The 20,159-nt window shown below is 67.4% G+C and carries 19 protein-coding genes; 9 read left to right on the forward strand and 10 right to left on the reverse strand.

The window, feature by feature from the left end:
• Positions 1-18: 18 nt before the first annotated feature.
• The 3 genes from H977_RS0117680 to H977_RS0117690 are packed head-to-tail and all read right to left on the reverse strand — an operon-like array spanning position 19 to position 5,074.
• On the reverse strand, positions 19-1,764 hold the full coding sequence (locus H977_RS0117680) for an ABC transporter ATP-binding protein (protein WP_029109101.1): 1,746 nt from the start codon (positions 1,762-1,764) through the stop codon (positions 19-21).
• Positions 1,761-4,352 carry an ABC transporter ATP-binding protein/permease gene (locus H977_RS0117685; RefSeq protein ID WP_029109102.1) on the reverse strand — a complete coding sequence of 864 codons (2,592 nt, stop codon included), beginning with the start codon at positions 4,350-4,352 and terminating at the stop codon, positions 1,761-1,763. Before H977_RS0117685 ends, H977_RS0117680 begins: the two co-directional genes overlap by 4 nt.
• Positions 4,352-5,074, reverse strand: a complete 723-nt coding sequence (locus H977_RS0117690) for a TetR/AcrR family transcriptional regulator (protein ID WP_196808268.1) — start codon at positions 5,072-5,074, stop codon at positions 4,352-4,354. The genes H977_RS0117685 and H977_RS0117690 overlap by 1 nt, the downstream gene beginning before the upstream one ends.
• Positions 5,075-5,177: 103 nt before the next feature.
• On the opposite strand from H977_RS0117690, the gene H977_RS0117695 reads away from it, so the two are divergent.
• Together H977_RS0117695 and H977_RS0117700 are read left to right on the forward strand one after the other, a co-directional pair.
• Positions 5,178-5,810, forward strand: a complete 633-nt coding sequence (locus tag H977_RS0117695) for a TetR/AcrR family transcriptional regulator (RefSeq protein ID WP_029109104.1) — start codon at positions 5,178-5,180, stop codon at positions 5,808-5,810.
• Entirely contained in the window at positions 5,807-6,463 is a 657-nt protein-coding gene (locus H977_RS0117700) for an enoyl-CoA hydratase-related protein (RefSeq protein ID WP_029109105.1), read from the forward strand. The genes H977_RS0117695 and H977_RS0117700 overlap by 4 nt, the downstream gene beginning before the upstream one ends.
• Here the strand turns inward: H977_RS0117700 and H977_RS0117705 are convergent.
• Positions 6,460-7,350 carry an SDR family NAD(P)-dependent oxidoreductase gene (locus H977_RS0117705; RefSeq protein WP_029109106.1) on the reverse strand — a complete coding sequence of 297 codons (891 nt, stop codon included), beginning with the start codon at positions 7,348-7,350 and terminating at the stop codon, positions 6,460-6,462. The two genes, H977_RS0117700 and H977_RS0117705, sit on opposite strands and share 4 nt — an antisense overlap.
• 86 nt (positions 7,351-7,436) lie before the next feature.
• Between H977_RS0117705 and H977_RS0117710 the strand changes: the two genes are divergently transcribed.
• The 5 genes from H977_RS0117710 to H977_RS0117730 are packed head-to-tail and all read left to right on the forward strand — an operon-like array spanning position 7,437 to position 11,989.
• A complete protein-coding gene (locus tag H977_RS0117710; RefSeq protein WP_029109107.1) occupies positions 7,437-7,880 on the forward strand; it encodes a nuclear transport factor 2 family protein in 444 nt (147 codons plus the stop codon).
• 35 nt (positions 7,881-7,915) lie between these two features.
• The gene (locus H977_RS0117715) at positions 7,916-9,064 is read left to right on the forward strand and encodes a sulfotransferase family protein (protein WP_051288932.1); all 1,149 of its coding nucleotides are present in this window, start codon (positions 7,916-7,918) and stop codon (positions 9,062-9,064) included.
• Positions 9,065-10,339, forward strand: coding sequence for a hypothetical protein (locus H977_RS0117720; protein ID WP_231395987.1), 1,275 nt, complete (start codon positions 9,065-9,067; stop codon positions 10,337-10,339).
• A 1-nt stretch (position 10,340) separates the two neighbouring features.
• A complete protein-coding gene (locus H977_RS0117725; RefSeq protein ID WP_029109110.1) occupies positions 10,341-11,174 on the forward strand; it encodes an oxidoreductase in 834 nt (277 codons plus the stop codon).
• Complete coding sequence (locus tag H977_RS0117730) at positions 11,171-11,989, forward strand: mycofactocin-coupled SDR family oxidoreductase (RefSeq protein ID WP_029109111.1); 819 nt, start codon at positions 11,171-11,173, stop codon at positions 11,987-11,989. Before H977_RS0117725 ends, H977_RS0117730 begins: the two co-directional genes overlap by 4 nt.
• Positions 11,990-12,013: 24 nt before the next feature.
• Here H977_RS0117730 and H977_RS34905 read toward each other — a convergent pair whose 3' ends face one another.
• The 5 genes from H977_RS34905 to H977_RS0117750 are packed head-to-tail and all read right to left on the reverse strand — an operon-like array spanning position 12,014 to position 17,229.
• On the reverse strand, positions 12,014-12,292 hold the full coding sequence (locus tag H977_RS34905; RefSeq protein ID WP_081681774.1) for a hypothetical protein: 279 nt from the start codon (positions 12,290-12,292) through the stop codon (positions 12,014-12,016).
• A 44-nt stretch (positions 12,293-12,336) separates the two neighbouring features.
• A complete protein-coding gene (locus H977_RS0117735; protein ID WP_029109112.1) occupies positions 12,337-12,759 on the reverse strand; it encodes a Zn-ribbon domain-containing OB-fold protein in 423 nt (140 codons plus the stop codon).
• Positions 12,760-12,763: 4 nt separating this feature from the next.
• Entirely contained in the window at positions 12,764-13,984 is a 1,221-nt protein-coding gene (locus H977_RS0117740; RefSeq protein ID WP_029109113.1) for a thiolase family protein, read from the reverse strand.
• A gap of 9 nt (positions 13,985-13,993) precedes the next feature.
• Entirely contained in the window at positions 13,994-16,225 is a 2,232-nt protein-coding gene (locus tag H977_RS0117745; RefSeq protein WP_029109114.1) for an acyl-CoA dehydrogenase family protein, read from the reverse strand.
• Complete coding sequence (locus H977_RS0117750; protein WP_029109115.1) at positions 16,222-17,229, reverse strand: NAD-dependent epimerase/dehydratase family protein; 1,008 nt, start codon at positions 17,227-17,229, stop codon at positions 16,222-16,224. The genes H977_RS0117745 and H977_RS0117750 overlap by 4 nt, the downstream gene beginning before the upstream one ends.
• 112 nt (positions 17,230-17,341) lie before the next feature.
• Between H977_RS0117750 and H977_RS0117755 the strand changes: the two genes are divergently transcribed.
• Entirely contained in the window at positions 17,342-17,938 is a 597-nt protein-coding gene (locus H977_RS0117755) for a TetR/AcrR family transcriptional regulator (protein ID WP_029109116.1), read from the forward strand.
• Positions 17,939-17,949: 11 nt separating this feature from the next.
• Here the strand turns inward: H977_RS0117755 and H977_RS0117760 are convergent, their stop codons facing one another.
• Positions 17,950-18,618 (reverse strand): GNAT family N-acetyltransferase, encoded by a 669-nt coding sequence (locus tag H977_RS0117760; protein ID WP_029109117.1) that lies wholly within the window; start codon positions 18,616-18,618, stop codon positions 17,950-17,952.
• A gap of 439 nt (positions 18,619-19,057) precedes the next feature.
• Here H977_RS0117760 and H977_RS0117765 point away from each other — a divergent pair, with 439 nt between their 5' ends.
• Positions 19,058-20,158 carry a helix-turn-helix transcriptional regulator gene (locus H977_RS0117765; RefSeq protein WP_029109118.1) on the forward strand — a complete coding sequence of 367 codons (1,101 nt, stop codon included), beginning with the start codon at positions 19,058-19,060 and terminating at the stop codon, positions 20,156-20,158.
• The last annotated feature ends 1 nt before the right edge of the window (position 20,159 follow it).

Raw genomic sequence — 20,159 nt, forward strand, 5'->3', positions numbered from 1 at the left:
GTACGCGGTCGGCGCACCTCAGTGCGTGATCTGCCAGTCCGCGGCCTCGCGCTGCTGGTTCCAGAACTCCCGGAAACGGAAGTAGCGGCCACCTTCGGCCAGGAGTTCATCGATACTGCCGTCCTCGACGATCTGTCCGCCGTCGAGGAACAGCACCCGGTCCGCGTGCCGGATGCTGGCCAGCCGGTGCGCGACGATCACCCGGGTACGGGACCGCTCGTCGGCGGTCAGCGCATCGACCACCGCAGCCTCGTTCTCGGTGTCCAGCGCGCTGGTCGCCTCGTCCACGAGCAGCACGGGTGCCGGCTTGACCAGGGCACGGGCGATGCTCACCCGCTGACGCTCACCACCGGACAGTGCCGAACCGGCTTCGCCGACCTTGGCGGCGTCCCCGTCGGGCAACCGCCCGGTCAACTCGTCCACGCGGGCCAGCCGCGCCGCCGTGGCGAGTTGCTCGGCATCGGCCGCGGGATCGCCGACCAGGATGTTGTCCCGGATGGACCCGTCGAACAGGTAGGGATGTTGGAACACCACACTTGTTGCCGCCCTGCGGGTTTCGGCGTCCATCTGGGCCGTGTCGACTCCGTCGATCAACACCCGTCCCGCGGTGGGTTGATGCAGTCCGGCGATGAGCGACAGGATGGTGCTCTTGCCCGATCCGGACGGGCCGACGATCGCGGTGGTGCCGCCGGGCTCCAGGACGAAGCTGACATCCTGCAACACCGGGCTGTTCCCGTAACCGAAGGTGACGTCAGCGAATTCGATCCGGGGCGCGGCGTTCCCGGACAGTGTGGCGGTGCCGGTGGTCATCACCGGGGCGTCGAGCACGGCGCGGATCCGGCCGAGCGTGGCCCGGGTGGATTCGATCGCCGGGGCGAGCTCCGACAGTGAGGTGAACGGCTCGAGGTAGCGGGCGGCGACGACGATCATCGCGATCGCCTCGGGCACGCCGAGGGTTCCGCGCACCGTCAGGACGGTGGCCATCCCGGCCAGGATCAGCAGGGCGAGCTGGCTGGCCAGGCTGAACAGCACCTGCCCGGGCACCTGCATCAGCAGCAGCCGCATGCTCGCCCCGTGCTGGGCGGCCAGTGCGTCGCCGACCATGCTGCGGGCCGGCTCGACGCGCCGGGCCGCGCGCAGTGCCTGCTGGGTGCGGGCGAATTCGATGATGCGCTCCGTGAACGCCCTGTTGGTCTCGTCGGCCACGGAGTCGGCCTTGCGACTCAGCCGGCCCGAGGCCCAGAAGGCGCCGAGCAGGACCACCACACCGGCCAGTGCGGCCAATCCCAGCGGCACCGAGATCACCAGCAGCGCAAGCGCAATGGCTGCGGGCAGCAGGATCGCCCCGATCAGCGGGGTCAGCAGGTTGACCACCATGCCGACCAGTTCCGGTCCGGTGGCCGCGATGGCCTGGCGGGCATTGGCCGTGTTCGCCCCACCTTCGCCGCTCAGCCAGTCCATCCGAATGCTGGGCAGCCGGTCGGCCACATCGTGCTGAGTGTGGTCGAGCAGCGCGAATCCGAGGTCGAATCCCAGCCGCGAGGTCGTGGTGTCGATGACCCAGCCGACGACGGTCGCGGCAGTCAGCCACCCCAGCCAAGGCAATGCGTCGCGCGGCGCATCGCTGAACAATGCCGCCACCAATGGGATCAGCAGCACCGTGCCTGCCGCGCGGATCACCACCGAGGCCAGGGTGAGTGCGGCGTAGATGCCGACCCGGCCCCGGCGGTCGGCCGGGATGAGGTCGATCAGGGTGCGGATCATCGTGCCTCTCCTGCGGTGACGGCATCGCCGGGGTGCAATGACCGGCCGGTCTGCCAGAGCTGGTGATAGCGCCCGCCGGCGGCCAGAAGTTCTTCGTGCGTCCCGGTTTCGGCGATGCGCCCGCCGTCGAGCACCACGATCTGATCGGCGTGGGTGATGGTGTGCAGGCGGTGCGCGATCACCAGGACGGTGCGGTCCTTGGTGAGCCGGTTGAGTGCCTGCTGCACAAGATATTCCGATTCCGGGTCGGCGAAGGCCGTGGCCTCGTCGAGAATCAGCACCGGAGTGTCGGCCAGGATGGCCCTGGCGATGGTGAGCCGCTGGCGTTCACCGCCGGACAAAGCCGACGCGGCGCCCAGCACCGTCTGATAGCCGTCGGGTAACCGCAGTATGCGTTCGTGGATCTGCGCGTCGCGCGCGGCCTGCTCGATCCGTTCTTGATCGGCTTCGGGGTCGGCCAGGGCGATGTTCTCGGCGACGGTGCCGGACACCAATTGCGTCTCCTGCAATACGAAGCCGACCTGCCGGTACAGCTCGTCAGCCGTGAATGATCGAATATCCCTGCCGTCCAGCATGATCGAACCCGAGTCGACGTCGTGGAAGCGGGCCAGCAGCGCGGCCAGGGTGGATTTTCCGGATCCCGACGGGCCGACCAGTGCGGTCACCGTGCCCTGCCGCAAGGTCAGCGACACGTCCTGGATCACCGGGACGCTCGGCCGGTAGCCGAAGGTCACGCGATCGAACACCACGGCGTCCAGCTGACCGGCCGCACCCGCGTCCTCCCGGACCGCGAGGTCCGCCTCGTCGAGCGCGTTCTGGATGCGCCTGGCGGCCAGCATGCCGCCGCGGATTCCGCCCAGCCCATAGCCCACGCCCAGCAGCCGAACTCCGAATGTGGTGCCCAGCAAGAGAAACGGCAGCAGATCGACGGGGTCCATCGAGCCCCCGATGATCATCGGGGTGCCGACGGCGGCGATCAGCCACAGGAACGTTCCGGGCCGGGTCACCAGATCCATCGCCGACTTCTTGCCGGTGAACGGGCGCTGCCAGGCGACCAGGAAGCCGATGTACTCGTCGAGTCGGCGCCGGAAACTCGACGATGCCGCTCCGCCGAACACCCGCACCACCGGCTGGCCTTCGAGGTAGGCGCCTGCCTCACCGCTCATGCGGTCCGCCCAGCGCTGCGCCTGGCCGATCTTGGCACCGGATTGGATGGTCATGACCGACATCAGCACCAGGTAGGTGAGCACGGGAATGAAGAGCACCAGCGCCAGCCGCCAGTCGACCGCGAAGAGATAGACCAGGACGGCAACCGGGGCGACCACGGCCGCAACGGCATCCGGGATCGCGTGGGTCACCAGATAGTGCAGCGACAACGTGTCGTCCTGCACCAACTGCTTGATCGAGCCCGACCCACGCGCGGTGAACCAGCCCAGCGGCAGCTTCGACATCTTGGTCAGCAGCCGGGTCCGCAGTTCACGGGCGAACTTCGCATCGAGGCGATGCAGCCACAGGGTCAGCCCGGCACCCAGCAGCGCCCCCAGGCCCAGCAGCCAGACCGCGGTCAAACCCAGTGTCCACAAGCGGGATTCCTCGGCACCCGCCAGCAACAGCCGGGCCAGCTCGACCAGCAGCACGAACGGGGCGAGCTGGATCAGGGTGATGAGCGCCTGTAGAACACCCGACACGATCAGCGGGGTTTTCAGCGGGGACAGCAGCCGGCCGGCGCCCTGTGCCCGCCAGGTGCCCCGTGCGGGCGACGCGGACGCCGCCGAGGGAGGCGCAGCCGGCGTCGGCTTCGGGTCGTCCACAGAGACTTCGGCTTTGGTGTCCGCCTTGTCCTCGGTGCGGTCGGTGCCCATCGCCCGGCCCTCGGTCCAGTAGGCCTGTGCGTGCAGTTCGGACTTGGGAAAACCGAACTCGTCACGCAGGCGGGTCCGGAGATGCTTGAGTGAGCCCGCCTCCGGCGTCACCCAGCAGTACCAGTCCGACCAGTCCCGCGCCTCGAGGGCCTCGGCGAGCGACGACGTGTCCTGGCGCTTGACCCAGTGCACGCGCAGCCGCGGATGTTCGGCGATCGGGATGAGCAGGTCGTTCTCGTCGTGCTCCTCGAGATAGACCTCGATCGGAATGTCTTGCGGCAGAGCACCGATGATCCCGTTGATGGCCGGCGTGGCGGCCGCATCGCCGATCAACAGGTATCCGGCGGGAAGATCATCGGGCACGGTGAATCCCGTCGAGCCCAGGCTCATCACCGGGATGGTGTCGCCCGGTTTCGCGGTCCTGGCCCACTTCGACGCCGGTCCCGACGGCTCGTGCAACACCACGTCGACCGCGAAATGCCCGGTGTCGGGGTCCATTTCGGACATGGTGTAGCCGCGTTGGAATTCGGTCTTGGACCCGTCCGGGTCCGGAACCCAGAAGCGCAGGTATGAGGTGGGCTCGGCCACGGCGTCTTCGAACACCGTCGGCGAAAACATGCGCAGTCGCACCATGTTGGGCGTCAGATAGGTGGTCTCGACCACGGTCGCCTGGTGATCGCGCGCGCCGAAGCCGCGCATCATCACTCCCTGAAACCCGCGTGCCATCAGCGGTCCTCTCCCCCGGCGGTCAGATCCGCCACGATGTCGGTAATCGCCCTGCCGGGTACCACGGACGTCAGCAGTCCCCGGATCAGCGCAGTCATCAGAAGTTCCAGATACTGCGGACTGCGCAGTTGCATGCCCGCGGCGTGTACCGGACCCAGCGCGGCGTCGCCGGCCAGCCGTTCGGCGGCGGCGTCGCGCTCATGGACGAATCCGTCGTCCCCGCCGCTGGCCTCGGTCTTGAGCTCATGTTGGGCTGCCAGGCCGATGGCCAGCACGGCCACCGAACTGCTCAACAGCGCCGCGGCCTCGGCGGTGTAGCCGCGCCTGCCCAACGCGGCGATCTCGTCGGCGAGCAGCCGGGCGCCTGCCTCTCCGCGCGGAAACAGGACCTGCATGTAGGTGGCCAATCCGGGATAGGCCAGGGCGTAGCGGTGCAGACTCACCCCGAATGCCAGCAGGTGGTCTTCGATGGGCCGGACCGGATCGTCGGTGAATTCGAGCTCGGCGAGCAGGCTCTCGCCGACCAGGCGCTCGAGCTCCCAGCGGCCGCTGATGTGGCGGTACAGGGCGGTCGCCGATACTCCGAGGCGAGCGGCTACGGCATTGATGCTCAGGTTGCGCATGCCCAGCTCACGTCCCGCGGCAACGATGTCGGACACGGTGATGAGCGGCGGGCGCCCGCCCACGCGCGCTACCCGCGCGGACACGCCGGATCCGGCCACAATCACCTCCGCAGGAAAGTTACCCCCACAAACTAAGGGTCGCCTTAGTCCGCGTCAACCCGCTCGGGGAATAACAGAGCGATCGCTCTGTTATTGTGGCCCGGTGCCCCGCCCTCGCGTCTACGACCCGGAAACGGTCCTCGATGCCGCCGAGGCCCTGGCTGTGCGCTCAGGGCCGGCCTCGGTGACCATCCGGGCCATCAGCGATGCGGTCGGGCTGTCCAACGGCGCGGTGTACCACTCCTTCGGCTCCCGGGCCGGCTTGCTCGGCCAGGTCTGGCTCCGTGCCGGACGCCGGTTCCTGGCACTGCAGCGTGACCTGGTCGGCGCGGCCCGGCCGGGCACAGACGCGATCGCAGCCGCGGCCTACGCACCGGTGACATTCGCCGAGCGCCATCCCGCCTCGGCGCGGCTGCTCCTTCAGATCCGCCAGGAGCAGGTACTCGGTCCCGATGTCCCAGCGGAACTCGCCGAGCAGGTTCGCGGCCTGACGCAAGAATTGGTGGACTTGATGATCGAGCTCGCGCTGTCCGCGTGGGACCGGCGCGACCGGGCCGCCGTCGACACCGTGACGACCTGCATCGTCGATCTGCCGACGGCCATCCTGTTACACCGCAATCGCCTCGCCGACCCGACCGCACGCCAACACCTCAGTGCGGCCGTGGCGGCCGTGCTGGAGGTAGGTCCTGCCCCGAACCGCGCCCCGAAAATGCCCCCGAAGGAAGGAATCTCATGACCCCCACGCTCGATTACGACGGCGACATCGCCATCCTCGACCTCGGTGACGACGAGAACCGGTTCTCCCCCGAGTTCCTCGACGCAGTCGACGCTCACCTCGACGCAATCCTGGCCAAAGGCGCACACGGCCTCGTGACGACGGCCGACAGCAAGTTCTATTCCAATGGCCTGGATCTGGATTGGCTTGGCGCGCACAGCGATCAGGGTGACTGGTACGTCGGCCGGGTACAGGGACTGTTGGCCCGGGTACTGACGCTGCCGATCCCCACCGCGGCCGCAGTGGTCGGGCACGCCTTCGGTGCCGGCGCGATGCTGGCCATCGCCCACGACTTCCGGGTGATGCGCGACGATCGCGGCTTCTTCTGCTTTCCCGAGGTCGACATCCGGATCCCCTTCACACCCGGAATGGCCGCGCTGATCCAGGCCAAGCTCACGCCGCAAGCCGCGGTCGCCTCGATGACCACCGGCCGCCGCTTCGGCGGCGTCGATGCGCAGGCCTACGGGCTGGTCGACGCCACCGCGCCGGAAGGTTCGGTGACCACGGCGGCCACCGCCCTGCTACGCCCGTTGGGCGGCAAGGACTCCGGCACGCTGGGCGCGATCAAGCAGGGCATGTTCGGCCCTGCGGTCCAAGCCCTGACGGCCGGCTAGACCGGAATGGACGTACCGGTTTCCCGCTCGGCGAATTCGACCACGCGCCTGGCGATCTCATAGTCACAGGCCACGGCCGACCGCCCGATCAGCACCGGGCCGCCGCGTAGTCCGAACTTGCCGTCCACCCCGACGTAGCTTCCGGGCGGGATCGGCTCGCTCAGGCAGTACAGCGTCGGCGCGGCCCCGGCATCGATGTCGTTGGCGAATACGTTCGCCACGGCCTTGATGCCGTGTTGCACCGCGCTCATCAACGGCTTGTCGGAGACGTTGGGCAGATTGGATGCCACCCAACCCGGATGCGTGAGTTGGGTGACCACTGGAGATTTCGCTGCTCGCAGCCTTCGATCCAGCTCTAGCCCCCACAACATCACCGCCAGCTTCGACCGGCTGTAGGCGCCCATCGGTGTCCATTTGTGGTGACGCAGGTACATGTCGTCGAGGCGCAGCGTGGCACCCCGGTGGGCATCCGAGCCGACGTTGACGATCCTCGATCCGATCCGGTCGAACAGCAGATTGGTCAGGGCGAACGGCCCGAGCAGGTTGGTGCCGAGTGTCATCTCGAAGCCGTCGACGGTGTCGGTGCGGTGCTGCGTGAGGGCGCCGGCGTTGTTGACGAGGACGTCGACGTCGCCCTCGAGGAGCTTCGGAAACCCCCGGACCGACGACATGTCGGCGAGGTCGAGTTTCACCAACTCGGTGGAACCACCGATCTCGGCGGCCCGCCGGGCACCGAGTTCGGTGTTGCGCACCGCGAGGATCACGTGTGCCCCGGCCCGCGCCAGCGCTCTGGCGGTGCCCAGGCCGACTCCATTCGTCGCGCCGGTCACGATGATGCGCTTGCCGGTCAGATCGCCGAGCCGGCTCGGTGTCCATTGCGTCGTCACACGGGGCAGGGTAGCCGCCGCTGTGACCATTGACACACCCCGGCCCGGCTGGTTAATTAGCAGTTCGAACCAGATGGGCAATCACCTTGAGTAACAGCGCACGTGAGATCGAGAACCTCATCTACACCTATGCCGAGCTGATCGACGCCGGTGACCTGGATGGAGTGGCCGCACTGTTCGCGCACGGCCGGATCTGCGGCGTCGAGAACGGCCCACCGGAGACCGTTTTCACCGGAACCGCCGGGGTGCGGCACATGTACGAGCTGGCCACTCGTATCTACGACGACGGCACGCCGAAGACCCGGCACCACACCACCAACGTGCGCATCGACGTCGACGAGGACCTCGGCACCGCGACCGGCCGCGCCTACTACCTGGTCACGCAGGCCACACCGGAGCTACCGCTGCAGGTGATCGTGACCGGTCACTACCACGACACCTTTCACCGTATCGAGGACACGTGGTGGTTCGACTCCCGGACGATGTTCGTCGACCAGATCGGCGACATGAGCCACCACCTCAAGTGGTGACTGGTCAGCGCACGGCTTTCGATGCGGCGCAGGTGATGTCGACTGCCCGGCAGAAGGAGGGCCTCGACGACTGGGGCCCACTGCCGTTCGAGACGCCGCTGGCGCACCTGCTCGACGATTACGCCCGCGCCGATCTCAACGAGGTGGGCGTGCACATCCTGCGATCCGGGATCGTGCACAGCCTGCGGATGCGGCTGCGCGCCCAGGAATGGTTCCGGCGGCACCCGGAAATCGGCGATGAGGAGATCACCGCGCCGATCGTCGTCGTCGGCATGATGCGCAGCGGCACCACCTTGGCACAGCGACTGCTGGCCGCCGATCGGCGCTTTCACTGCGCGTACGGGTGGGAGGTGGTCGAGGTCGCGCCCAAGCTCGGATACGCCTTCACCGAAGAGGACCCCCGGATCGCGGTCAGTATGGCCAGGGAGGCCAAATCCCGTGAGCTGGCGCCGGAATTGTTCGCCATCCATCCGATGTACGCGCTCGAACCCGAAGAAGAGATCGTCTTTCTCTCCGATGCGTTCCTGTCACACGTGCCGGAATCCGGGGCGCAGGTGCCGGCGTACCGATCCTGGATCGACAGGCAGGATTTCGCGCCTGCCTACGACCATCTGCACCGGATGCTGCAGTTCCTGCAGTGGCAGAAGCGCAGTCGGGGCCAGACTCCACGTCGGTGGGTCCTCAAATCGCCTGCGCACCTTGGTTATCTGGATGTACTTCGACGCCGGTTCCCCGATCTGCACATCGTGCACATGCACCGCGAACCCCGCGACACCATCGCGTCGGGAGCCAGCCTGAACGCGACCCTGCATGCCATGCACGCCGACACGGTCGACCGGCACCTGATCGGTGCGCAGTGGCTGGAGCGGATGGGTTGGACCAACGACCGCGCGATGTCCACCCGGGACACGTGGTCCGACGAGTCAGCGCGGGTGACAGACATCGAATTCGACGACGCTGTCGCCGATCCCATCGGACAGATCGCCCAGGTGTATGACGCCATCGGACTGGAGTTGACGACCGACGCCGGCTCGGCGATGCGGCGCTGGCTGAGCGAGCGGCCGCGCGAAGGAAAGCGTCCGGACTACGCGCTGCCCGCCTATGGACTCAGCGCTGAGCAGGTCGATGACCGGTTCGCCGCCTACAACACGCGGTTTCGCACCGAAAGCTCAAGGAGGAGTTAGTTGTCCGAGCATGGGACCGACGAGCGCTTGCGCAAGGAGCATGAGATAGCCACCGCCGAACAGCATGAGCAGGAGCTGGCGGCACTGGAGTTGACCGAACACCCGACCGTCAAGGCCGCCTACCGCAGCGTCGCCGACACCTGGCTGGGCCGGGCGAAGCCGTCGGACGCGATGCGGGAACGGTTCGAGGATGCCTTCGCCGAGGTGATGTTCTCCGCCGCGGTGTGGTCGTCCAACCAGGACAAGTTGCGGCCGAAGGTCAGCTGCATCACCCGCCTCGGCCATCCGGTGGAGGGTCGCGCGATCCCCGGATCACGTTGGGGCATCGACAATCCCGACAGCGTGTACCGCGTGATTCCGATTTCCGGCGACGAACGTTACGAGATCCACGGCCGGGTGGGCGAAAAGCGGATGACGGAGAACTACTTCACGCTGTGGGACGCCAACATGGGTACGGTCGACGTACTCGACGGCCGGACCATGGCAGTGGAATCCGACGGTTCCTTCACCATCACCGTCGATTCCGAACCCGCGAACGGCCGGCCCAACCATGTGCGGTCCACCCCCGCCGCGCACGAGTTCTACATCCGCGACGTGCTGCTGGACTGGGCGCGTGACGATCCCAACCACTTCACGGTCGAACGTCTCGGCAGTCCCCCGGCAACGCCGCCGCGCACCCGGGACGAACAGGCCGAGGCCACCGCGGCCATGATGGCCTATTTCGCCGATTTCACCGGCAAGCTCAGCCACGGGGCCTACAAGATGCCGGCCAATCATTTCAACCTGGCCTGGTCGGCCGACCGGGCCGGAGCGATGCGCAACCAGGTGTACGTGATGGGCCGGTTCGACCTCAAACCCGACGAAGCCTTCGTCGTCGACGTGAATGACGGTGGTGCCGAGTATTTCACCGTGCCGCTGAGCAATATCTGGGGCACCACGCTGGACATCGTGGACCGCACCGGCAGCCTCAACAAGGCACAGTCGGTGCCCAACGCCGACGGCAGCTACACCTACGTCATCTCGGCCACCGATCCCGGTGTACGGAACTGGATCGACACCGACGGGCTGACCGAGGGAATTCTGACGCTGAGGATGGCGGAGTTCGGGCCAGACGGTCCCCGGGAGGACCTGGGCGCGCGCGGACGGGTGGTCCGGCTCGAGGACCTGGACGGCGAGGTGCCGACCATCCAACCCGTGACCGCACAGGATCGTTCGGCCGAACTGGCCGCGCGGCGGGCGGCGTACCTGCGCCGGCTACCGGAAGGGACGATCTGACATGGCACGTTGGTTGATCACCGGCTGCTCGACCGGAATCGGGCGGGAAATCGCCCGCGCCGCATTGCAAGCCGGCCATCAGGTGGTGGTGACGGCGCGGCGCACCGAGGCGGTGCAGGACCTCGTCGACGAGTTCGGCGCGAACACTCGGGCCGTGGCACTCGACGTCACCGATGCGGCCCAGATCGCCGCCGCGGTGGACGCCGCTGATCACGCCTTCGGCGGGATCGATGTGCTCGTCAACAACGCCGGCCACGGGTACCTGTCGGCGGTGGAGGAAGGCGAGGACGCCGCGGTCCGGAAGCTGTTCGACACCAACTATTTCGGGGTGGTCGACATGATCAAGGCGGTACTGCCCGCCATGCGTGAGCGCCGCTCGGGTCACATCGTGAACATCTCGTCGATGACGGGGCTGGTCGCCAACCCGCCCAACGCCTACTACTCGTCGACCAAGTTCGCGCTCGAAGCGCTGACCGAAGCGCTGGCCGCGGAGGTGCAGCCATTGGGCATCAAGGTGACGGCCATCGAGCCCGGCGCGTTCCGCACCGATTGGGCTGCCCGCTCGATGCAGGAGACCAGTTCGGCGATCGACGATTATGCCGAGAATGTCGGCGCGCGTAAGACTCTGATCAAACAGTTCGCGAACGATCTGCCCGGAGATCCGCGCAAGGTCGCCGCTGCCGTGCTGATGGTGACCGGTCTCGACGAGCCGCCGTTGCGGCTGTTGCTGGGCCGCGACGTGCTCAAGGCCGTTCGGGACAAGATCGCCGCGATGTCGGCGTCGATCGACGAATGGGAAGCCGTGACCCGCGACGTCAACTTCCCGCGCGCATGACCTCCCCGCTGGAGGGTCGCGTCGCGTTCATCACCGGCGCCGCGCGCGGTCTGGGCCGCGCGTACGCGGTGCAGCTGGCCACCGCGGGCGCCGACATCCTCGCCGTCGACATCTGCGCGGACTTCGATTCGACCGACTACCCGGGGTCGACAGCCGGCGATCTGGCCGAGACGGCCGAACAGGTTGAGGCACTGGGTCGCCGGATCGTCACCCACCGGGCCGATGTGCGTGACGCGTCCGCCATGCAGGCCGTGGTCAACGACGGCGTCGACGCGTTCGGGCGGCTCGACATCGTCATAGCCAATGCCGGCATCATCCGGTTGTCCGACAGCGTCAGGCCGCACCAGGTGTTTCAGGACATCGTCGACGTCAACCTCGTCGGGGTGTGGAACACCGTGGAAGCGGCCATCCCGGCACTGATCGACGGCGGGCGTGGCGGATCGGTGGTGCTGGCGAGTTCCACCGCCGGGATCAAGGCGGCCGGCACCGATCGGCCGGGTCTGCAGGCCTACACCGCGTCGAAACGCGCCCTGGTCGGGTTGATGCAGGGCTGGGCCAATCAACTGGCGCCGCACTCGATCCGGGTGAACACCATTCATCCATCCGGGGTCGCCACGGACATGATCCTCAACGAGACCACGATGGCACTGGCCGCCGCCGAGGATCCGTGGATCACCAGCCAGCAGAACGCGTTGCCGATCCCGCTGCTACAGCCCGAGCAGGTGGCCACCGCGGTCGCGTGGCTGGTGAGCGACGCGGCCGCGTTCATCACCGGTACCGCCTGGCCACTCGATGCGGGCTTCACCGTCCGCTGAGTGCCGCGACGAGATCAGGCCGGGTCAGTTGCCCCAGCCGCGCTGGCCATCCCAGCCACCGCAGATGCCGTTGAGGCAACCGTGGCCCCAGCCACCCTGGGCCGGGTTCCAGCCGCCACAGCCGTTCCATCCCGGCCCGCTGTCGCAGCCACCGCCACCGCCGGCGTCACCGCCGCCGCTGGGCTGGGCACTGATGGTCGTCGTAGGCGCGTCTGTCAGCAGTGCGGCTGTCGGACCTGCTGCAATCGCCACTGCGGCTCCCGCTACGAACACTGACCCCATGAGTTTTCGTATGGTTAGCATGACTCCATAATCCACTCCTGTGAGCCTCCTGCCAAGTGATGTGATCAAGCCCGCGTGTAGCGCAGCATCGTGACACCCACTCCGGCAAAGGCATCCGGATAGTCGCAGAAAACTGGCTTGACCCGCATTCCGACACTGAGCTCCTCGGGTTCGACGCCGACGATCTCGGTGGAGAACCGTGGCCCCTCGTCCCATTCCACGATCGCCGGCATTTGCGGAACCGCGTCGGCGAAGTGCGGGCCGACCGGGCGGCGGGCCACGGTGAACGAATACAGCGTGCCCATCCCCGAGATCTCCCGCCACTCCAGGTCATCGGCCAGTGTCCCGGGCGCCAGCACGCGCGGGTAGAACACGTAGGCCTGCGTCGACGGCGAATACTGGATGACGATTCGATGCTGGGCCAACGCGTCCCAGAACGGCGTACTGACAGGGGTTTTCACCGGCATCGGCCGGGCGAATCCGGTCATCGGTTCACTCGCCTTCCAGGATCAGGGTGGTTTGCTCGGACAGGATGCCGCCGTTCCCGGAGACGAAGGCACGGTCACACTCGGCGACCTGGGCCGCGCCGGCACGCCCCATGATCTGGCGGGTGGCGTCACACACGTGGTGCATGCCGCCGGCCAAACCTGCTTGACCGAAACCGAGTTGGCCGCCGGCGGTGTTGAGCGGGAAGTCGCCGCGGAAGGTCAGGTCATGGTCGGCCACGAAGGACATTCCCTTGCCCTTCTCGCAGAATCCGGCGTCCTCCAGGCTGAGCAGCACCGTGATGGTGTAGCAGTCGTAGATCGACACCATGTCCATATCGGCGCGGGTCAGCCCGGTCATTCCGAACGCCGTGTCGGCCGCCTTACGGATCGGCGTGTCCAGCAGATCTTCGGCGTAGGTGGGCGTCTTGAACGGGACGTGTTCGCCGAAACCCTTGATCCACACCGGCCGGTTGCGGGCGCGGGCCGCCACATCGGCGCTGGCGACGACGACGGCGGCTCCGCCGACGCACGGCATCACGATCTCCAGCATGTGCAGCGGATCGGCGATCACCGGGCTGTTCAGCACATCCTCGACGCTCAGCGGGGTGTCTTTCCAGATGGCGCCGTCAGTGTGATTGGCGTTGACCCGCTGGTCCACCACGATCTTGGCCATCGCCCGCTCGTCGTAGCCGTACTCATAGGCATAGCGCTGCGCCACCTGCCCGTATGGACCGTTCTGGCCGAGGTTGCCGTAGGGAATCTCGAATTCGGCCTGCGGCGAGCCGAATTGGTTGCTGGAGGAGCCGAAGAACACCGCGTCGGTCAGCGCTTTCGGTTTCAGCTCGGAGGATGCGGTGATGTACCGCGCGGGTAGCGCGCACAACACCACGTCACACAGGCCCAGTTCGATCGCCGCGGCTGCCCGCCACACCATTCCCGCAGCACTCGCTCCGCCGAGGTCGAGCAACTCGGCGAAGTTCGCTCGTACGCCCAGATATTCGGCCACCGTGGACGGCACGAAGATCTCCGACTCACCGAGGTGCGAGGTGACGATGCCGTCGACCTGCTCGGCCGAGAGCCCGGCATCCTCCAGGGCCGCGCCCGCCAGCAGGGCCCACTGCTCGAGAGTGAACGGGGCCGGCGAGGCTTTGCTCATGCGTTCCGGCGGCAGTTCGACGTAGCCGACGATCGCGGCGTCACCTTGTAGTCCCCTACGCGGTCTCATGCTCACTCCTCACTTGCGCGGTAGTCCCAGGATGAGCTGGGCGATGATGTTGAGCTGAATCTCGGTGGTACCTCCGCCGATCAGCTCGGCGGGCAGGTCGAGGTAGGGCGCCACCACGGCGGGTTCACTGTCCTGTTCCAGGGCCAGCGTTCCGGTGAGCCCGAGGGTGAGCTCGGCTGCCCGGCGCAGCATCACGTTGGTGGCGACCTTGGCGATGCTCGACGCCGGGCCGGGCGCCTGCCCGTCGAGCAGGCGCAGCGTCTCGCGTACCCCGAGCGCCTTGAGTGCGTTGGTGTACGCGTCGATCTCGCCGATGGCATGCAGCACGGGATCGGGATCGGGGCTGACCCCGACGAGCTCGCGCAGCGCGCCCATCCGGTCGATGTTGACGTAGCCGCTGATCGCCACCCGTTCGTGGGCCATGGTGCTGATCGCCAACTGCCAGCCGGACGCCGGGTCACCCAGCAGCATCTCGTCGGGGACGAAGACGTCGGTCAGGAACACCTCGTTGAACTCGGCCCGCCCGCTGGACTGGGTGATCTGACGGAATTCGACACCGGGTGAGCGCATGTCGAGGATGAAATAGCCGATGCCGCGATGCTTGGGGGCGTCGGGATCGGTACGGGCCAGCAATGCGCCGTAATCGGCGCGGTGCGCCAAGGAGGTCCAGATCTTGTGGCCGTTGATGCGCCAGCCGCCCTCGACCCGCACCGCGCGGGTACTCAGCGACGCCAGGTCGGATCCGGCGCCGGGCTCGCTGAACAGCTGACACCAGGACAGGTCCCCACGCAGCGTGGCGGGAATGAAACGCTCCTGTAATTCCTGGGTTCCGGCCGCGATGACGCTCGGCAGGATCCATTCGGCGATGCCCACCGACGGCCGCACCAGACCGGAGCGTTTGCCGAACTCCTCATCCACGATGAGCTGCTGGCGCACGCCGGCGTCACGGCCCCACGGTGCGGGCCAGTGCGGCGCGATCAATCCCGCGTCGGCCAGCAACTCACGTCGCGCCCCGATGGCGAACTCCGGATATTCGCCTTGGCGCCCGAAGCCGTTGTCGGACAGGTCGAGTGCGCGGTCAAGAATGTCGCTGACCCGCGCCCGGAAATCAGCGTCGGACTCGCCCAGGTTCACCGTCGCCTCGCGGGTGGCGGTTGCCGACAGCTCGCCGAGGTTGCGGGTCCATCGAGAGACCGGGCCGATCGAGGCGGCCAGGCTGGTGGCCCGGCGCCAGTACAGGTGCAGGTCGTGTTCCCAGGTGAAGCCGATGGCGCCGAGCATGGTGAGCGCTTCGAGCACCAGGCCGGGAGCCGGCATCACGGCCATGACCGCGGCCGAACACGCCGTCAGCCGGTGCTGGTCGGTATCCGTCGAACCGGTGAGGGCCCGCGCCGCATCCCAGGCCGCGGCCGTGGCCAGCGCGCTGTTCACCAGCAGCATCGCCGCCTTGTGCTGCAGCGCCTGGAAGGTACCGATCGGCTTGCCGAACTGTTCCCGCGTACGGAGATGCTCGGTGACGGTCTCCACGCACCACTGGGTGATGCCCGCGGCGACCGCGGCGGTGAGCGCGACGGTCACGGCGGTGACTCGGTCCGCATCCAGTCCGGTCAGGGTCGCCGAGAGCGGCACCGCGTGATCGCGCAGCCGCAGGACGCCCAGATCGGTGGTGAGGTCGGTGCCACGACGCGATTCGACCTGTCCGTCAGTCGGATTCACCACGGCCCAGAGCAGACCACCGGTCTCGTCGGCGAAGGGAATCACGGCGCGCTGCGCCGAACACATACCGAGCGTCACACCTGAGGAACCGGTGACGCGCCAGCCGTCGGCATCTCGAACGGCCTGAAAATCGGACGGCCCGCTCGACACCACGACAGCAGGAGCACCGGCAGCGATCTCTTTGAGCAGCGTCTCGGCGGCGACACCCTGAGCTTCGGCCACTGCGGCCCCGGCGATCGCCGTGGTGAGCAATGGGCCCGGCAGCAATGCGGCACCCGCTGCCTCCAGTACGCAGCCCATGTCCTCCAGGCCGCCGCCCTGCCCTCCCACCGCTTCGGGGAGGTGGACAGCATGAAAGCCGTTGTCCACCAAGGCGCTCCACCATGACGGCGGCCGGCCTGAAGCCAGGTCGTCCAGCGTGGCGCGCGTCGTCTCGACGGCCGCGTGCCTGGCCGCGAACTGTCTGACCGCGTCGCTCAGCTGCTGTTGTTCGGGGGTCACTGCGATGGAGACGTGGGGGGTCATGCGCGCCGCCTGGATGTGAAGAGACTGGATGTGAAGAATCGGGCGCCCTCGGCGATGGCGTCCGTTGCCGGGCGCGGCTGCCATCCGAGTTCGCGGACCGCCTTGCCGTGATCCATCGGGGACATCACATGCATCAGCCGTACGGTCAGCGGGCTCAGCTGGTTCTCCTTCTTGGCCAGCCTCGCCAGCGGATCGACCACCGCGCCGGCCGCAGCCAGCACCCGGATCGGCACCCCATGGCGAGGCGGTTCGACACCGACGGCGGCACAGGCGGTTTCGTAGATCTCGCGGGCGGTCATGAACCGTTCGGACACGATGTAGCGCTCACCGACCCGGCCGTGTTCGCCGGCCAGGACCAGTGCCTCGGCAGCATCGGCGATGCCGACGCATTCGGCGGCCGCTCCTTTGACGTAGAACGGCATCTTGCCGCGCACCGCTGCGGCGACCAGGCCGCCGTGTGGCGTCGGCAGCCAGTCTCCCGGGCCGTAGGTGTTGGCGACGCACATCGCGACCGCGGGCAGTCCGTGCTCGCGGGCGTACCGCAGCACCATCTGTTCGGCCAGGACCCTGGTGTGCACATAGTCGCCGCCGACATCGAGCCAGTTGTGCGCCAGATCTTCAGTGGCAAGCCCGGATTCGGCGATACCGATGGTGGCGATCGAGCTGGTGAAGACGAATTTTCGCAAGTCCGCTTCCGACGCGACGTCCAAGACCTCTTGCAGCCCTTCGACGTTGGTCCGCCAGAGCGGGGCCGGATCGCTCAGCCAGGCGCGGGCGTCGACGACGCAGTAGTACACCACGTCGCAGTCGTCCATCGCGGCGCGCACCGACTCGGGGTCGAAGATATCGCCGTAGACCCGCTCCACGTCGAGATCGTCGATCCCGCGGGTGGAACTGGTACTGCGGATGAGCACGCGAACATCCTCACCGCGCTCGACAAGCCGTCGGGCGACATGCGAGCCGAGGAATCCGCTGGCCCCGACGACCAGTTTCTTTTTTGCCATGCGCCCTTGCGTTCGTCGTTCTCCAGTTTTACGAGACGCTACGTCTCGTCTTGTGGGAGACTACGGCGGGTAGCTTTCCGTGTAAAGATCCGTGCGAAGGACCGACAACGACATGCCGACGACCCCGACCAGCGACGCAACTGTGCCGCGGCGGCGCAGCGAGAAATCGCGGGTGGCCATCATCGAGGCCACCCGCGCCTTGCTGCTGGACCGGGGTTTTGACGGGCTGAGCATCGAGGCGGTCGCGGCTCGCGCCGGCGTCGGCAAGCAGACGATCTACCGCTGGTGGCCGAGCCGGCCCGCGCTTGTTGCCGATGTGCTGCTGGAGGACGCCGACAAGATCCTGGCGACCATGCCGCGCACCGACGATGTCACCGCCGACCTGGTGTCGTGGGCCGGCACGCTGGCTTCAGCTCTGACCACCAGGCGCGGCAACGCCATGCTGCGCATCCTGACCGCGGCCTCACTGGAACACGAGGACACCGCCGCACGCCTGCGTGCGGGTTTCAGCCGGCCACTGGTGGACTCCGTGCGCAATCGACTGCTGGCCGAGCACATCGACGCGGACCTGGCGTCAGCGGCCGCCGACGCACTGCTGGGCGGCGTGGTCTATCCGATCCTGTCCGAGGGACAGAGCTACCCGCGGCAGCGCGCCCAGGCCCTGGCCCGCGTCATCGTGGCGAGCCTGCGTGCGCAGAGCGCCGGTTGAGGCAATACCGGTCAGGAGCGGGGCACGGCCCCCGGCGCACGCACCACCATCGGGACCGCGGGGAAGTACGTCGCCATCTCGGAGCGACACTTGCGCAGGGCGGCGGTTCCGTAGCCGCGCTTGCGGAAGTCCGGGTGAATCCAGATCCGGACGTTGAGCTCACCGTGCGCCAGTTCCCCGAACACCATGCCGACCTTCTGGTCGCCCTCCGATGCCACGAACCAGGCGGCCTCTTCGGCATCCACCCGGCTCAGCGCCGAACGGATCTCGTCGTCGACGTCGGCCGCGGGCGCGCCCGATCCGTCACCGGACGCACCCACGTCGGTGGTCCTGGCGACGAAGATGTCACGGTCGGTGTCGGCGCTGAACGGCCGCAACTCCAGGGATTCGCCCGAGGCGGCCGGGCGCTCGGACACCGTGAAGCTGAGCTGACTGTTCAGGTCATCGAGTTCGGCGGCGATCGCGCGCCGCGAATCCTTGGTGATCTGGGCGAACGACAACCCGATCACGGCTTCGGCCGCGACATGCGAGGTCCCGAGCAGTCCGGCCACCGCGTCGATGGCCGCCGCGCGGTCGTCGGCGTCCACGATCACGTCGAGCACTTCGTGGCGCCGGTTCAGGGCGTTGAGCAGAGCGTCGGCAATTTCGCGCCGGGCCGCGGCTTTGTCGTGATCGGTCATACCGCGAGCGTAGATCAGCGGTCCGCACTCTGTGCAGGGCAACCGTCAGGTCACAACCGGTCCATTTCCCGCGCCATCACCGACCACTCGAAATAGACCAACCGCGAGGCGCACTCGTAGGCGTGCCGCCCATGGTCGTGACCGTCGATCGGCCGTCGCCACAATTGTCCGGCAACCTCAGATGGTCGTGGTGAGGTGAACGAAAACATGCCGAGCCCCCTTTGCTGGCTTCATTTTCGGCGACCCGGTGATCAACATCCGGCGCCATCCATCACCGCAGACAACCACCCTGATCGGAGCCGGACATCCTCTATCCGGTTGATATTGACTGTGGTTTACTCGGACATCTGGACCGGTCGGCACCCACGAGGTCCACCAGCTACGTACCGACACACCAATTGCCGATGCATCTGCCTACGAACGGATCAGGACGCGTGACATGCTCACGGTCGAAGGATTCTCGCGTCTCGTAGCCGGCGTCTACGCCGCCGCGATCGCTCCCCAGCACTGGGAGTCCACGATCCGCGACATCCACCGGGCGATCGGCGGCAACGGCGGAGCGTTGCTCACCGCCAACCAGTCGATCTGGTCGATCCAGAACTCGATTCTGCCTGCGGGCGCGGCCGCCAGCTACGCCGAGTATTACCACCGGCTCGACGCGCCGCTGGCGACCGTCGAGAAGGGCGCGGTGGGGACCGTCCGGACCGGGACAGAACTGGTGCTCCCCCATCGCAATTCGGAGTTCTACACCGACTGGTTGCAGCCCAATGAACTGGGGGACGGCCTGTTCGCCCGGCTCTCCCAAGGGCCGCGCCCGGCGTGCTTCCTGGTCCACGCTCCGCTGGTATCCGAGTCGTTCGGATCCAGAGACCGGGTCAAACAGTTCAGCAGCCTGGTTCCGCACCTGCAACAGGCCCTGCGCGCGCAACACTCACTCGACGACTTCGCCCGCGAGGACGCAGACCTGCAGGCCGCCCTGGATTCCGTGGATCACGGCATCGTCGTGGTCGGGGCAGGCGGCCAGGTACTCAATCTCAACGCCGCGGCCGAAAAGGTCCTGCGTGACGGTGACGGTCTCCAGGTGGTGTCCAGGCGCATCACGGCGGCCAATGCCCCAACCAATCGGACCCTCCACCGTGCTCTGCACTCCGCGCTGACCGGCACCTCCGACAGCGTGCGCGGAGGTCACTCGTTCACCGCCCAAAGACCCTCGGGTAGCAGGCCATTCGTGATTCACGTGCTGCCGCTCCACCGCCTTGACGAGCCCGACCGGCGGCGGGCGCTGCTGGTGTTGGCCGATCCGGGGCATGAGCCCGAACCCGGCACGGACCTCCTGCAGCGCCTGTACCACCTGACGCGCACCGAGGCCGACATCGCGCTGCGGGTGGCACACGGCGCTGATCCCAAGCAGATCGCCGAGGACCTGTCGGTATCGATCGCCACCGTGCGCACCCACCTGCACCGGGTGTTCGACAAGACCGACACCCACCGCCAGGTCGAACTGGTGCGGCTACTCCTGACGCTGCATCCGGTGTCCTGAG

Source organism: Mycobacterium sp. URHD0025, from assembly GCF_000426065.1.
In the GTDB taxonomy this organism is placed as follows: domain Bacteria; phylum Actinomycetota; class Actinomycetes; order Mycobacteriales; family Mycobacteriaceae; genus Mycobacterium.

Bases quoted from the DNA above. Each gene is read 5' to 3' on its own strand.
- H977_RS0117750 (WP_029109115.1), bottom strand. From the start codon at position 17,229: ATGGCAAAAAAGAAACTGGTCGTCGGGGCCAGCGGATTCCTCGGCTCG.
- H977_RS0117745 (WP_029109114.1), bottom strand. From the start codon at position 16,225: ATGACCCCCCACGTCTCCATCGCAGTGACCCCCGAACAACAGCAGCTG.
- H977_RS0117725 (WP_029109110.1), top strand. From the start codon at position 10,341: ATGGCACGTTGGTTGATCACCGGCTGCTCGACCGGAATCGGGCGGGAA.
- H977_RS0117715 (WP_051288932.1), top strand. From the start codon at position 7,916: ATGTCGACTGCCCGGCAGAAGGAGGGCCTCGACGACTGGGGCCCACTG.
- H977_RS0117765 (WP_029109118.1), top strand. From the start codon at position 19,058: ATGCTCACGGTCGAAGGATTCTCGCGTCTCGTAGCCGGCGTCTACGCC.
- H977_RS0117680 (WP_029109101.1), bottom strand. From the start codon at position 1,764: ATGATCCGCACCCTGATCGACCTCATCCCGGCCGACCGCCGGGGCCGG.
- H977_RS0117730 (WP_029109111.1), top strand. From the start codon at position 11,171: ATGACCTCCCCGCTGGAGGGTCGCGTCGCGTTCATCACCGGCGCCGCG.
- H977_RS0117735 (WP_029109112.1), bottom strand. From the start codon at position 12,759: ATGACCGGATTCGCCCGGCCGATGCCGGTGAAAACCCCTGTCAGTACG.
- H977_RS0117755 (WP_029109116.1), top strand. From the start codon at position 17,342: ATGCCGACGACCCCGACCAGCGACGCAACTGTGCCGCGGCGGCGCAGC.
- H977_RS0117685 (WP_029109102.1), bottom strand. From the start codon at position 4,352: ATGGCACGCGGGTTTCAGGGAGTGATGATGCGCGGCTTCGGCGCGCGC.
- H977_RS0117740 (WP_029109113.1), bottom strand. From the start codon at position 13,984: ATGAGACCGCGTAGGGGACTACAAGGTGACGCCGCGATCGTCGGCTAC.
- H977_RS0117700 (WP_029109105.1), top strand. From the start codon at position 5,807: ATGACCCCCACGCTCGATTACGACGGCGACATCGCCATCCTCGACCTC.
- H977_RS0117760 (WP_029109117.1), bottom strand. From the start codon at position 18,618: ATGACCGATCACGACAAAGCCGCGGCCCGGCGCGAAATTGCCGACGCT.
- H977_RS34905 (WP_081681774.1), bottom strand. From the start codon at position 12,292: ATGCTAACCATACGAAAACTCATGGGGTCAGTGTTCGTAGCGGGAGCC.